The organism is Bacteroides sp. AM37-9, from assembly GCF_003603455.1.
GTDB lineage: Bacteria > Bacteroidota > Bacteroidia > Bacteroidales > Bacteroidaceae > Bacteroides > Bacteroides xylanisolvens.
In genome coordinates this window covers 72,668-87,312 of record NZ_QTNF01000019.1, presented here as the reverse complement: position 1 = coordinate 87,312, position 14,645 = coordinate 72,668, and the positions used below count along the sequence as shown (strand labels likewise).

At 43.4% G+C, this 14,645-nt stretch carries 10 protein-coding genes and 1 pseudogene; 5 read left to right on the top strand and 6 right to left on the bottom strand.

Features of this window, described 5'->3' with window-relative positions:
• Complete coding sequence (locus DW862_RS14505; protein WP_120068969.1) at nt 1–1,719, top strand: ATP-binding protein; 1,719 nt, start codon at nt 1–3, stop codon at nt 1,717–1,719.
• A 47-nt stretch (nt 1,720–1,766) separates the two neighbouring features.
• Here the strand turns inward: DW862_RS14505 and DW862_RS14500 are convergent, their stop codons facing one another.
• Nucleotides 1,767–3,329, bottom strand: a complete 1,563-nt coding sequence (locus DW862_RS14500; RefSeq protein WP_120068964.1) for an ATP-binding protein — start codon at nt 3,327–3,329, stop codon at nt 1,767–1,769.
• A gap of 123 nt (nt 3,330–3,452) precedes the next feature.
• Between DW862_RS14500 and DW862_RS14495 the strand changes: the two genes are divergently transcribed.
• A complete protein-coding gene (locus tag DW862_RS14495) occupies nt 3,453–5,630 on the top strand; it encodes a DNA topoisomerase 3 (RefSeq protein ID WP_008024816.1) in 2,178 nt (725 codons plus the stop codon).
• A 109-nt stretch (nt 5,631–5,739) separates the two neighbouring features.
• Complete coding sequence (locus DW862_RS14490) at nt 5,740–7,776, top strand: hypothetical protein (RefSeq protein WP_004313572.1); 2,037 nt, start codon at nt 5,740–5,742, stop codon at nt 7,774–7,776.
• 27 nt (nt 7,777–7,803) lie between these two features.
• Here DW862_RS14490 and DW862_RS26630 read toward each other — a convergent pair.
• Nucleotides 7,804–7,947: pseudogene (locus DW862_RS26630) on the bottom strand (formylglycine-generating enzyme family protein); the annotation flags it as partial.
• 180 nt (nt 7,948–8,127) lie between these two features.
• Here DW862_RS26630 and DW862_RS14485 point away from each other — a divergent pair.
• Nucleotides 8,128–9,186, top strand: a complete 1,059-nt coding sequence (locus DW862_RS14485) for a linear amide C-N hydrolase (protein ID WP_009038764.1) — start codon at nt 8,128–8,130, stop codon at nt 9,184–9,186.
• Nucleotides 9,187–9,299: 113 nt separating this feature from the next.
• On the opposite strand, the gene DW862_RS14480 is transcribed toward DW862_RS14485, so the two are convergent.
• Together DW862_RS14480 and aroC are read right to left on the bottom strand one after the other, a co-directional pair.
• Entirely contained in the window at nt 9,300–10,664 is a 1,365-nt protein-coding gene (locus DW862_RS14480) for a dipeptidase (RefSeq protein ID WP_087318873.1), read from the bottom strand.
• On the bottom strand, nt 10,664–11,740 hold the full coding sequence (aroC, locus tag DW862_RS14475) for a chorismate synthase (protein ID WP_008024813.1): 1,077 nt from the start codon (nt 11,738–11,740) through the stop codon (nt 10,664–10,666). Before aroC ends, DW862_RS14480 begins: the two co-directional genes overlap by 1 nt.
• Before the next feature lie 162 nt (nt 11,741–11,902).
• Between aroC and DW862_RS14470 the strand changes: the two genes are divergently transcribed.
• Complete coding sequence (locus DW862_RS14470) at nt 11,903–12,469, top strand: calycin-like domain-containing protein (RefSeq protein WP_008024812.1); 567 nt, start codon at nt 11,903–11,905, stop codon at nt 12,467–12,469.
• A 103-nt stretch (nt 12,470–12,572) separates the two neighbouring features.
• Here the strand turns inward: DW862_RS14470 and DW862_RS14465 are convergent, their stop codons facing one another.
• A complete protein-coding gene (locus tag DW862_RS14465; protein WP_032812068.1) occupies nt 12,573–13,358 on the bottom strand; it encodes a porin family protein in 786 nt (261 codons plus the stop codon).
• A 121-nt stretch (nt 13,359–13,479) separates the two neighbouring features.
• On the bottom strand, nt 13,480–14,565 hold the full coding sequence (locus DW862_RS14460) for a PCMD domain-containing protein (RefSeq protein WP_004313579.1): 1,086 nt from the start codon (nt 14,563–14,565) through the stop codon (nt 13,480–13,482).
• Between the last annotated feature and the right edge of the window lie 80 nt (nt 14,566–14,645).

The window sequence follows — 14,645 nt, the reverse complement described above, 5'->3', positions numbered from 1 at the left end:
ATGGCAAGAATAACGATTCCATACGCAGTGGCCGACTTCGCAGAAATGCGTGAACGTGGCTTTTATTATGTTGATAAGACAAATTACATTCCGGGGCTTGAAGACTATAATGCTCCCATCTTTCTCCGTCCCCGTCGTTTCGGGAAAAGTCTGCTCATCTCCATGTTGGCCCACTACTACGACCGTACGAAAGCGAATCGTTTTGAAGAACTTTTTGGCGGCACCTGGATTGGCGAACATCCTACGGAAGAACATAATCAATATTTGGTGATTCGTTATGACTTCTCGGCTATGGTGATGGCGGATGATATGGAAGGGGTGGTACAGAACTTCAATGACCTGAATTGTGGACCCGTGGAAGTTACGGTAGAACATAACCGAGACCTGTTTGGTGATTTTCAGTTTACAACTCGAGGAAATGCTGTGCAGATGTTGGAGGAACTTTTGGGTTATATCAGCTCACATGGATTGCCTAAAGCATATATATTGATTGACGAATACGATAACTTCACCAATCAACTGCTTACTTCCTATAATGACTCACTTTATGAGGAAGTAACCACTAGTGATAGTTTTCTTCTCACCTTTTTTAAAGTTATCAAAGCGGGTATCGGCGAAGGCACGATTCGCACTTGTTTCTGCACAGGCGTATTGCCTGTCATCATGGACGACCTGACCAGCGGGTACAACATTGCGGAAATCCTCACATTCAAACCCGTTTTTTTGAATATGCTCGGCTTCACCTATGAAGAAACGAAAACATACTTGCGCTATGTACTTGATAAATATGCTCCCGGTGCAAGCGAAGAACGTTTCGATGAAATCTGGCAGCTTATTGTGAACAACTACGACGGTTATCGTTTTAGCCCTGTCGGTGAACGTCTTTTTAACTCCACTATCTTAACTTATTTTTTTAAGAAATTTGCCGCTAATGCCGGAAGTATTCCCTCCGAACTGATCGATGAAAACCTGCGTACGGACATCAACTGGATTCGCCGCCTGACTCTTTCGCAGAACAACGCCAAAGAGATGCTCGATGCCCTGGTGATAGGCGGTGAATTGTCATACAACGTCAGAGATCTGTCCGGCAAATTCAACAAGAAGAAATTTTTTGAGAAAGAATTCTATCCCGTCAGCCTGTTCTACTTAGGTATGACTACCTTGAAGAGTGCATACCGCATGGTGCTCCCCAACATGACCATGCGTAGCATCTACATGGATTATTACAACCAACTGAACAAGATCGAAGGTAACGCCAGTCGTTACGTCCCGGTTTATGAACTTTATGATTCCAATCGTAGTTTTGAACCCCTTGTGCAGAACTATTTCGAGCAATATCTGGGACAATTCCCCGCACAGGTTTTCGATAAGATCAACGAGAACTTTATCCGTTGTTCTTTCTACGAGCTTGTCTCCCGCTATTTGAGCCATTGTTACACTTTTGCCATCGAACAAAATAACTCCGTCGGTCGTTCGGATTTTGAAATGATCGGCATCCCCGGCACGGATTATTACACGGACGATCGCGTGGTGGAATTTAAATACTATCGTTCCAAAGATGCCGACCGTATGCTTGCGCTCACCGAACCGCTGGCAGAACACGTAGAGCAAGTGAAAGGTTATGCCGCAGATACAAAAAGAAAATTCCCCAATTACCATGTTCGTTCGTACATTGTGTATATCTGTGCCAACAAAGGGTGGAAGTGTTGGGAGGTTTAATATGAATCATTTGTAGATAAATATGAGGAAGAAGTAATTATACTCTCTTATTCCTCGGGTAGCCATCGACTGACATTTCGTGTGTCAGTACTGAATTCTACTCCAACCTTTTTGACTTCCCGTTCATCTGCCTGATAAGGGATAAGATACCCTTTATCTTCGATTTGCTGTAATGCTTGCTCGGCTGTGCCATTTAGTTTGAATTCGAATACATAAATATACTTCGGTGTTTTGACAACTGCATCAGCCCGTCCTTTTGCACTGCGTACTTCTGCTTGTGTGAACTGTCCCATGAGTTTGAATATCAGATAGAAAACAGTCTGGTAATGCCGCTCTGTCTGGTCATTCAGTTCGTAAGGTATATCGGCAAAGAAGGCTTGAAGGCGGGTTAGAAAAGCATTGATATTGCCACTTTCCAACTCATGGACAAATTTGCCAATATAGAAATCTTGCTCATTATCGGGAATATTAGAGTAGAATGGCAGAAGGAAATTCATAAAGCCATATCTCACTTCATCATTGGGAAAAGCAAGTTGATAAGTCTTGAAACGAGGGTCGTATTCTTTAATCGTCAGATACCCGCTTTGATAAATCAGCGGAATAGGATTCCTGCTTTCTGCCCGGTACTCGTTGAATGACGCTGCGTTTGCTTCCACTCCGTCAATGAGCGTTCGCAGGTCATAGTTGCTATCCATCAGCATCTTGACAAGGAAAGTAGGAGTGCCTGTCTGAAACCAGTAATTCTCAAATTTATATCCATCGAACACATTTAATACACTGAACGGATTGAACATGCCTTCTGCATATTCACAGAAATGATACCCGTCGTAAAGTGAGGTCATCTTATGGATTGTATCTTCTGGTGTCATCCGGTTGTATGAGGTCAGCTTATCCAATTCCGGAGTGAATGTATCTATCAGTTCCTGCTTGGTGATGCCGCAAATGGTGGCATAAGGCGGTTTCATGCTGATATCATTCAGTTGATTCAAATCACTGAATACACTGACTTGTGAGAATTTGGTAACACCTGTCAGAAATACGAAACGCAGATAGCGGTCAGCACTTTTCAATACTCCATAGAATGCTTTTAGCATTTTGCGGTATTCTTCAAACAAGGGCAGATTATCCAGAGCTTGCAAAAGAGGTTTGTCATATTCGTCTACTAATACGACTACTTGCTTTCCGGTTTGCACACATGCGCGTTCTATAATATAGGCGAATCGTTCTTCCGGTTGTCGATCTTGCTTTTCGGTTCCGTAGATTGCTTCCCATTTTTCCAGATGTTGGTTGAGCATCGCTATCAGATCTGCCGGAGAATCATACTTGCGTGCATTCAAGTCAATATGAAAAACCGGATAGACTTGCCAGTCAACTTCCATTTGTGAGATGGCTAGTCCTTCGAATAAGTCCTTGCGTCCCAGAAAGTAAGCCTCGAAAGTGGAAATCAGCAGGCTTTTTCCGAAACGTCGGGGACGGCTAAGGAAATAGGGGATGCTTGTGGACACCATTTTTCCGACAAGGGCGGTTTTATCTACATACAGATAATTTCCTTTGCGGATTTTCTCGAAAGTTTGTATTCCGATGGGCAATTTGCGGTTTAAATCAATCATACTTGTTCTTTGTTATAAGAATTCTACTCTTGCAAAGGTAACATATTTTGTGGGATATTGTTCTTTTAGACAAATATTCGTGTAACTTTGCAAATTGATAGTTTAAAAACAAGAAGAGAAAAAATGATAGTTTGCATAGCCGAAAAGCCGTCTGTAGCACGTGATATAGCCGAAGTACTCGGCGCTCATACCAGAAAAGAAGGATATATAGAAGGAAACGGATACCAGGTGACCTGGACATTCGGGCATCTTTGTACCCTGAAGGAGCCACATGAATACACCCCTAACTGGAAATCATGGAGCTTGAGCAGTCTGCCGATGATTCCGCCACGTTTCGGTATCAAGCTGATTGGGCATGATCCGGGTATTGAGAAGCAGTTTCATGTGATAGAGTGGCTGATGCAGAATGCGGATGAAATCATCAATTGCGGTGATGCCGGGCAGGAGGGAGAATTGATTCAGCGCTGGGTGATGCAAAAAGCTGGCGCACGCTGTCCGGTGAAGCGCCTGTGGATTTCTTCGTTGACGGAAGAAGCTATTCGTGAAGGATTCTCGAAACTGAAAGACCAAGCTGAATTTCAATCACTTTACGAAGCCGGTCTTTCCCGTGCGATGGGTGACTGGCTGTTGGGAATGAACGCTACCCGTCTTTATACCCTTAAATACGGTCAAAACAAACAGGTGCTCTCTATCGGTCGTGTACAGACACCGACGCTGGCATTGATTGTCAACCGTCAATTGGAGATAGCCAATTTTGAACCCAAACAATATTGGGAACTGAAAACAAACTATCGTAATACCACTTTCTCTGCACTCATTCGCAAAAGTGATGAAGAAATTGCCGCGGAAGAGGAAAAGAACGGCGGAAAAAAGAAAATAGATAACCCGGGCATCGACCCTATTGCCAACCGGGAAGAAGGAGAAGCATTGGTAGAACGTATTAAAGACCTACCTTTTGTAGTCACCAATGTCGGCAAGAAAGACGGGAAGGAATACGCTCCACGTTTGTTCGATTTGACTTCCCTTCAGGTAGAATGTAACAAGAAATTCGCTTATTCAGCCGATGAAACACTGAAACTGATCCAGTCTCTTTATGAGAAGAAAGTGGCGACCTATCCGCGTGTGGATACCACTTTCTTGAGCGATGATATTTATCCGAAATGTCCTGCTATCCTGAAAGGACTCCGTGATTACGAAGTCTTGACAGCTCCGTTAGCTGGCACTACACTTCTTAAATCAAAAAAGGTATTTGACAACTCGAAAGTGACGGATCACCATGCCATTATCCCAACCGGAGTCTATGCTCAAAACTTGACGGATATGGAACGTCGTGTCTACGACTTGATAGCCCGTCGTTTTATAGCCGTGTTCTATCCGGACTGTAAAATTTCTACTACCACCGTAATGGGAGAAGTGGATAAGATAGAGTTTCGGGTAACCGGAAAACAAATTCTGGAACCGGGATGGCGTGTCGTGTTTGCCAAGGAAGTAAAAGACCCTACTGAAGAAAAAGAGGAAGAGGATGAAAATGTACTTCCTGCTTTTGTGAAGGGTGAAAGTGGTCCTCATATTCCGGACCTGAATGAAAAATGGACACAGCCGCCCAGACCTTATACTGAAGCAACCTTGCTTCGTGCAATGGAAACAGCCGGAAAACTGGTGGACAATGATGAACTTCGCGATGCTTTGAAAGAGAATGGTATCGGTCGTCCGTCTACCCGTGCTGCAATCATTGAGACGTTGTTCAAGCGAAATTATATCCGTAAGGAAAGAAAGAACCTGATTGCCACCCCGACAGGAGTGGAGTTGGTGCAGCTTATTCACGAAGAATTATTGAAATCGGCAGAATTGACAGGTATTTGGGAAAAGAAGTTGCGTGAGATTGAAAAGAAAACATACGATGCCCGCCAGTTCCTCGAAGAACTAAAGCAGATGGTTTCAGAGATCGTAATGAGTGTACTTTCTGATAATACGAATCGACGCATAACTATTCAGGACGCAGTTGCTGCAAAAGCCGAAGAGAAAGAGAAGAAAGAACCTAAAAAGCGTGAACGAAAACCGAGTACACCGAAAGAAAAGAAACCAAAAGCGGAAAAAACGACGAATGAAGTGAAGACTGATTCGCCCGGTTCTCCTGCTCCGGTGGCCATGGCAGCTTCAACTCCTTCTGCGGCAGGTGAGGTAGATGCGTTTGTAGGTCAACCCTGTCCACTTTGTGGTAAAGGAACCATCATTAAAGGGAAGACTGCTTACGGGTGTTCGGAATGGAGAAATGGATGTACTTTCCGGAAGAATTTCTAATTTTCCGCACAGTAACAAGGTAAAGTGTATGGCTGAAATAGTTTAGTGGAAAACTACTTGATTTATAGAAAAATACACTATATTTGTACATAAATCTATATGGACTACTATGAACCGTTTTGCAAACTACTACAAGAAGATATTCTCGCAAGAGTATATAGATCGCACCATTTCGGGCGGTATCAAGTCACAGCTCACCTTGCTACTCGTTACCATTGCTACGGCGCTGGCTATCTTTTTTATTATCGCGATGCTCTTTTCCATCCAATTGCATGGACACGAGGAATGGGGAGAAAGGCTCTGGGCAGTGTACAACAACTTTGTCGATCCCGGTAACCAAATAGAAGAGACTGCCTGGCCTAACAGGATATTAGTGGGGCTTATCAGCATTTCGGGATCCGTTTTACTGGGCGGTGTGCTCATCTCTACTATCTCTAATATTATAGAGCGGCGTGTGGGAGTGGTATACGCGGGGCGAATGACCTACCGTAATATAAAAAATCATTATGTACTGATCGGATTCAACGAATTGTCTATCAATATGATACGTGAACTGTATGACGAATGTCCTTCGGCACGTATTTTGCTGATGAGCGGTATGGAGTCGGCAACGGTGCGGCATCGTATACAGTCGGCCCTGCCTGTTGAAGTTGAGCGACAAGTGCTTGTTTACTTTGGCAACATTGAGTCGATCGAAGAACTTCAGCGGTTGAACATAGAGAGTGCTATTGAAGTATATGTGCTGGGTGATGAAGAACGTTACGGGCGCGATGCTAAAAATATAGCTATTGTGCACTTGGTAAGTACTCTGCGTGGTAAATGTTATGATGGTAAGATGATGCCTGTGTATGTACAGTTTGATAGCATCCCTTCGTATTCTAACATACAGAAAATGAATCTGCCGCCCGAAGTCTTTTGTATAGAAGGCAAGCCTAATATTTTCTTTCGGCCCTTTAATCTCCATGAAAACTTGGCCCGGCAGCTATGGAGCCTTTATGGAGCTGATTGTGAAAGGCGTTATGATCCGCTGGATTATCGCCCCATAAGCATTACACAACAACCTGATGGAAGTTGGAGTGCTACCAGTCAAGACTATGTGCATCTGGTTATCGTGGGATTCAACCGAGTGGGACGTTCGTTGCTACTCGAAGCATTGCGTATCTGCCATTATGCCAATTATGATGACCGTCTGCCTGCAGATGAACGTATACGTACCCGTATCACTTTAGTGGATCGCGAGATGGAGGCACAGAAAGACTACTTCAAAGCTCAATTCCCCTATATAGAGAGCCAAATAGATGATATTGAGGTGGAATATTGCCATGATGATATTTGCAGTACTGCTATGCGTACCCGCCTGCAGCAGTGGGCACAAAATAAGCATTGTATGCTTACAGTGGCCATTTGTGTGCATGATCCTGATTTGAGTCTTTCATTAGGACTCAACTTACCACATGAAGTTTATCAGTATCAGTGTCGTGTGCTAATCCGTCAGGAGTTTAATAATGATTTGTCGTCGATGGTGGACGACGAGAAGGGACGCTATCGCTATGTCAAGGTGTTTGGTATGGTAGACAGGGGAATAAAGAAAAACATCTTGCAAGATAAACTGGCTTTGTATGTGAACTACTTATACGATTGTTGTTATGCTGATGAAAGCCTCAAACAAAAAGAGGTATTGAAGAAGATGTATGAATCCTATGGTAACCATTCTGCCGACTTTATTTTGATGAACCACCAGGCGCAGTATTTGTGGAATAAACTAAGCGAACCACTACGTTGGGCTAATCGCTATCAGCTGGATGCCTATAGTGTATTTTGTCGCACACTGGGCTACGGCATCAGACGGAGTGACCACTCACCGGCACACATATCCGAATCTATGTTCAATGAAGATCTGCCAGCTCAAGTTTTGTATCTGTTAGTACGCATGGAGAAGTACCGATGGAATGCCGAGCGTACGGTGGCCGGCTGGAGACGTGCTAAGGTGAAGGATAAGGTATTTTTGCAACATCCTCTTATTATGCCTTTCAGCGAATTACTACAAAAGTATCCCGAGGAGGTAGAGAAGGATGCTGATGTAATTTATAATCTGCCCTACATACTGGCATTGGGAGGATATGAGCTTTATAGATTGGCCGATTAATAAGCCGACTTAACATTTATACATAAGTTAGAGAGACACTACTAACCGCAACCCGTAATCAATATCCCACCGTTGTGGGGTCACTCCATAACGGCTGGTGACTTTACAGTATTTCTCGAAGGTGTAATAACTGCCTCCGCGTAATACTTTATGCATATCCTTTTCATTTATTTAATATCTATCGCTAGAAATGAGTTCTGCGATGATAACTGTCATGCATCGAAAACCAAAAACTTCCTCATTCACTGAATAAATTCTTTTTTTTCATTAAAATCATCTTTCTTGTAGGCAATAATCGTGTCATATTTGTTATTTATAAATAAGAGTATCAATTATTTAAAAAGAAAGAATATGAAGAAACAATTAGCAGGAGTTGCATTGGTGTTGGTTGCCGTCTCTTTGGGGAGTATACAGCCTGTGGAAGCATGTACGCGTGCAGTATACATAGGTCCTGACCAGATGGTGATAACGGGGCGTACCATGGACTGGAAAGAAGATATCATGACGAATATCTATGTGTTTCCACGTGGTATTCAGCGTGCGGGACATAACAAGGATAAAACGGTGAACTGGACTGCCAAATACGGAAGTGTAATTGCCACAGGATATGATATTGGTACTTGCGATGGAATGAACGAGAAAGGATTGGTGGCGAGTCTGCTTTTCTTACCGGAATCTATTTACTCTCTTCCCGGTGATACCCGCCCGGCAATGGGAATCAGCATTTGGACACAGTATGTGCTTGATAACTTTGCTACGGTACGCGAAGCCGTGGATGAACTGAAAAAAGAGACTTTCCGGATTGATGCTCCCCGTATGCCGAATGGGGGACCGGAATCTACCTTGCATCTGGCTATAACCGATGAAACTGGGAATACGGCTGTATTGGAATATTTGGATGGAAAATTAAGTATTCACGAAGGGAAAGAATACCGGGTGATGACAAATTCTCCCCGATATGACTATCAATTGGCTATTAATGATTATTGGAAAGAAATTGGTGGCTTACAGATGCTACCGGGAACAAATCGTGCGAGTGACCGCTTTGTCAGGGCTTCTTTCTACATTCATGCCATTCCGCAAACTGCTGATGCAAAAATTGCAGTTCCCAGTGTATTGAGTGTGATGCGTAATGTTTCTGTACCATTTGGTATTAACACGCCGGAGAAGCCTTATATTTCTTCTACCCGTTGGCGTTCCGTTTCCGATCAGAAGAATAAAGTGTATTATTTCGAATCTACTTTGACACCGAATATGTTTTGGCTGGACTTGAAGAAAATAGATTTTAGTCCGAAAGCAGGGATTAAGAAATTGTCTCTGACAAAGGGAGAGATTTATGCAGGTGATGCAGTGAAGGATTTGAAAGACAGTCAATCGTTTACTTTCCTTTTCCAGACTCCGGTCATGTAATTTGTTGGTATCTGTAAATATATAAAAAGAGCGGTGGACAGGTTTGTAATCAAACACTTGTCCATCGCTCTTTTTTATATACCGTTTATAATTAGACTTTTTGTCTGTCCGCTTTATCGTCTGGCGTATTCTTGATGAAATTCAATGACTGCCTCTATCCCTTTACGGAAAATATCCAGTGAAAAGTTTTCGTTTGGTGAATGGATGGCGTCTGATTCCAAACCGAATCCCATCAATACAGTTTTGATTCCCAATACTTGTTCAAAAGTAGAAATGATAGGAATACTACCACCACGGCGTACTGCCAGCGGTTTCTTTCCGAAAGCAATTTCAAAGCCTTTTTCGGCAGCCTGATAAGCAGAAAGCGAAATCGGGCATACGTATCCTTGTCCTCCATGCATCGGAGTTACTTTCACCTGAACAGTTTCCGGAGCAATGCTTGAAATATACTCTGCAAACATCTGCGAAATCTTATGATGATCCTGATGCGGAACTAACCGGCAGGAAACTTTGGCATACGCCTTTGAAGGAAGTACGGTTTTAGAACCTTCTCCCGTATATCCGCCCCAAATGCCACATACGTCAAAAGACGGACGACAGCTGTTACGTTCCAATGTGCTGTATCCTTTTTCTCCGAAAAGCTCTTTTACGCCGATTGCTTCTTTGTATTTCTTTTCGTCAAAAGGAATATGCGCAATCATTTCCCGTTCGGCTTGCGGAACTTCTTCCACATCGTCATAGAATCCGGGAACGGTAATCCGTCCGTCAGCATCCGTCACCTTGCTGATAATCTGGCAAAGTGTGTTGATGGGATTAGCCACCGCACCGCCGAAATGTCCGGAATGTAAGTCCCGGTTCGGTCCGGTCACTTCTATTTCCCAATAAGCCAGTCCGCGAAGACCGGTTGTTAAAGACGGAAGTTCAGCTCCCAGCATACTCGTATCCGAGACAAGGATGACATCTGCTTTCAGTAACTCTTTGTGTTCTTCGCAGAAAGCCTCCAGGCTGGGTGAGCCTATTTCTTCTTCACCTTCGAAGATGAATTTTACATTATTCTTCAGCAAATCGTTTTTAAGCAGATACTCGAACGCCTTTACCTGGATGAATGATTGTCCTTTGTTGTCATCTGCTCCACGCGCCCAAATATATCCGTCCCGTATTTCCGGTTCGAACGGCTGGCTTTTCCAAAGCTCCAGCGGTTCGGCCGGCATTACATCGTAATGAGCATAAACCAATACAGTCTTTGCGTCCGGATCGACCATCTTTTGAGCGAAAACAATCGGATTACCCTTTGAGGGCATCACCAATGCTTCATCTGCTCCGGCTTCAAGTAACAACTGCGCCCAGCGTTCCGCACAAGCCAGCATATCATCGTGATGCTCCGGCAGAGCACTGATACTGGGGATGCGGATGAGGCTGAACAGGTCATTCATCATTTCCGGTTCGTGCGCTATTATGTATTTCTGAATTTCGTTCATTACAGTTGCGTCGTTTTATCCAGTAAGTAATAATCAAGTATAGTCATGGCGGCCATTGCTTCCACGATAGGCACGGCACGGGGCAGTACACAAGCGTCATGGCGTCCGCGTGCTTTCAGGGTGGTGTCGATACCATCAATGTTGACGGTTTCCTGTTCCATCAGCAACGTTGCAATCGGTTTGAATACTACACGGAAATAAATATCCTGACCATTACTCAATCCTCCCTGGATACCTCCGGAGTGGTTGGTATGTGTCTCGATGCGTCCGTTGTTATTATAGAAAACATCGTTCTGTTCGGAACCTTTCATTTTCAATCCCTTGAATCCTTCGCCGTATTCAAATGCTTTGGCAGCGTTGATACTTAACATGGCGTTGCCCAAGGCAGCGTGAAGTTTACCGAAAACAGGTTGTCCAAGTCCGATGGGGCATCCTTTGATGACGCAGGTCAGTGTGCCACCGATGGTGTCGCCTTCTCCTTTCACCTTATATATAAGGTCTGCCATTTCTTTTGCTTTTTCCGGGTCCGGACAACGTACATCGTTTGTTTCTATCAAATCAAGATCGTAATCCGAGTAAGTACCCTCCAATTTGATAGGACCTACCTGCGAAGTATAGGCAGTGATATTGATACCCAGTTGACGAAGTGCTAACTTAGCCAATGCGCCGGCTACCACGCGCGAAATCGTTTCGCGTGCGGAAGAACGTCCGCCGCCACGGTGGTCACGGATTCCGTATTTCACTGTGTACGTGTAATCAGCGTGTGAAGGACGATATACATTTTTCAGATTGTTGTAGTCATTGGAGTGTTGGTTTTCATTCCAAACGATAAAACCAATAGGGCATCCGGTGGATTTCCCTTCAAAAATGCCTGAAAGAAACTCAACTTTATCAGCTTCTTTACGTGCAGTGGTAAGAATGGATTGTCCCGGACGGCGGCGATTAAGTTCTTGTTGTACAAATTCTTCGTCGATGACAATTCCTGCCGGAAATCCGTCAATCACTCCTCCAACTCCTTTTCCATGAGACTCACCGAAACTTGTGAGCCGAAAGATATTGCCAAATGAATTAAACATAGTTGTGGCTTTTTTAAAATTACTATATGCAAATATAACAAAGTTTTCGATAAGAAAGTTGTGAACTCGAAATATCTTCGAAAAAGGAAGCATATTGAACCTTTTTTCTTCTTTTTAGTTTATAAGGGACGAAATTTATTATAATAACTAAACCAAAGACGTATGAAAAAGAATCTATTGTATTTATTGGCATTGGTCTGCTCTCTTACTTTCTTTGCTGCTTGTAGCAGTGACGATGACGACAGTGATAACAAGAATAATGGGAATCCTCCTGAAGAGGAAGCTGCGATAACGGCTCCGGATGTAGTCGGAACGTATTGGGGAAATCTGGATATATCCATGATACCGGATGGTTCTGACCAGGAAATTGTCATAGGAGATGGAATAGAGAAGTTTATCACTCTCTCGCAAGTCAGCAATACGGAAGTGAAGATTGAATTGAAGGAGTTTGAACTGTTTATCAACCAACAGATCCTGAAATTTGGAGATATTGTTGTTGATAAGTGCGAAGTGAAGAAGGGGGAAGGGGTGTCTACATTTACCGGACAGCAAGACCTTACGTTTGAGGGAAATGCCGCTGCTTTGGGTACCTGTCCTGTAACTGTTACGGGAACGGTAGAAGATGGAAATGCAGACATGACCATTAACGTGAAAGTGCCTACATTGCAACAGACTGTAAAAGTGACCTATTCCGGAGTGAAACAGGTGGCGGAGTCTGGTGGAAATTAATTCCTTATTCACCACAGATTACACAGATTAACACAGATTATTTATATTGATAGTCTATGACTTATAAATAATCTGTGTTAATCTGTGTAATCTGTGGTGAGACTTAAAATGCGTACCCAAAACCTATATTCAAATAGATAGGATACATTGCAAAAGTGATTGTATTAAAATTGCTTTTAAATATATCGTTCAATCCCCAGGTGAGATCAGCATACACATTGAGGTGCTTGAAAGCTCGCCATCCGGCTCCCACCTGTAATCCCCACTGGAAATGTCTCAAGTCGTCCGAGAAATCGTAGGTTGCAATTTTGCCGTCGGTAAATTCTACTTTCGGACCGGTGGGATCATCTTCCCGCAAATATCCTTCGTACACATGACCTGAAAATTCTCTTGAAAGCAGATACGAGAAATAAGGTCCGGCTTTGATGTTCCATCGGTTACTTAGTTTGTAGGTAGCCATTAGAGGTATAGTCAGTCCGGCGGTATGTACTTTGGTTTTCACTCCGCCCGTCCATACTCCGCTGATTCTTTCACCTCCTTGTCCGAGAATTTCCATATTGTAATTTTTTACGGTGGCTTCGGTGGTCATTGCTTTGTTTTCGAGCCGGAGTCCGACTATGATTCCGAGTTTGTTCTGAACGGCAATCCATTTGGTTACTTCGCCCCCTATGCTGATGGCCAGTGTCGGGTTATATCCGTCAATCGAACGGATTTCTACCGGAAGGGGAAGCGGGGCTGTGCCGCCAATGCTGAAACCTGCTTTGATTTCATATTCCAGTCCGTGAAGGGCGGAACGGATCAGCGTTTCATTTCGGTCTACCTGTGAATAGCCGGGGAGAGCTATTCCTATACAGGCTAATAAACTGAATATATACGGATAGATTTTCATCATTATGGTTGTTATAAAGTTATTTAATTCCGTTCGTTTGATAATGTGCACGTTTTGTGTGGGTACATTGCTTGAGTGTATTATGAGGTATTGTTATGGAAAATCCTTCATCGAAATCCCGCTAATTTTCCGAGTGATAGATTAACTCGGCCTCGTCGATCAGTAATGTACTTCCGATTGCTCCGTTAAAATGATCTCCTTCCAGACTTGAGGTAAACACAATGGCTATATTATATTTCCCATCCCTTAGCTTCTCCTTATCAATGAATTTTCCGGGGAGAGTGATGAAAGGAAGTTTAAAGTAAGTCCATTCGTTCGTTTCTTTGGCATTATTAATCCGTGCTGTTGAAATCAGGTTCGGACTGGTGAATGCATTCGTTCCGTCGAGAGTGGGAACAGATTCACTGGTTTCGTACATGATGGCATATATGTCACAGATGTCCCGTTTCCCGTTCACAGGTTTTCCTCCCTCTGTAAACTGATCTCCTGCTTTGTATTTATAATAACCAGCTAGATAAGTGGGTACATGCCGGAAAGGAAGGCCGAATTTAGTCGCTTTCAGTGGATTGCTCATTGCGTTACTCACATCGAAAGAACCGATAAACAGATTTCCTGCCGCAATAGGCATTCCTGCTAGCTGACCGAAGAATCCGGTACTGCGTGTCACTAAGGAGAGGCATTTGCCGGCTTTTCCGTCCGTTATTTGGAAAGTGGGATAATCATCGGCTGTTTTGGCTACTCCGGTCATGGCATAACCCGCATTTCCGCTGGCCCATTCCATGACGACCTTATCTCTTTCGCGTTCTACAAATATGTAGTACTTCTTTCCGCCCAGTGTATCTTCGAAGTTATAGTTCGTGGCAAGTTCCGTGTCGATCACTGATACTGTATATGCTTTTTTCCAAATACCGTCGGCAGCTGTGACAGTATATTCCTGTGGGGTATTGAAATTTCGTTCTGTGCCGCTAAGTGGACTGATCGTAGCTCCTGGAGTCAATGTAAATTCAGGTTTGAGTTCTGAAATATCAGTTCCCGGACCGACAAAGATAGTTATGGAATTATTGTTAATAATAGGGCTGGTTGTCATGGCTACTCCCGGTAGTATACAACTTAATATGTCTGCTTCTGCATTGAGAGCTTCTTCGCGGATGCATGAAGAGGAAACAATAGCTAGTAGCAAATAGACAATTACGTGTTTTGCTTTCATTTTTCTATCAATTCTTTCTGTTAAAGTTTGGTATATGGGAGATTTTATAACAATATGAGATTTTATTTGTTCATTATAGA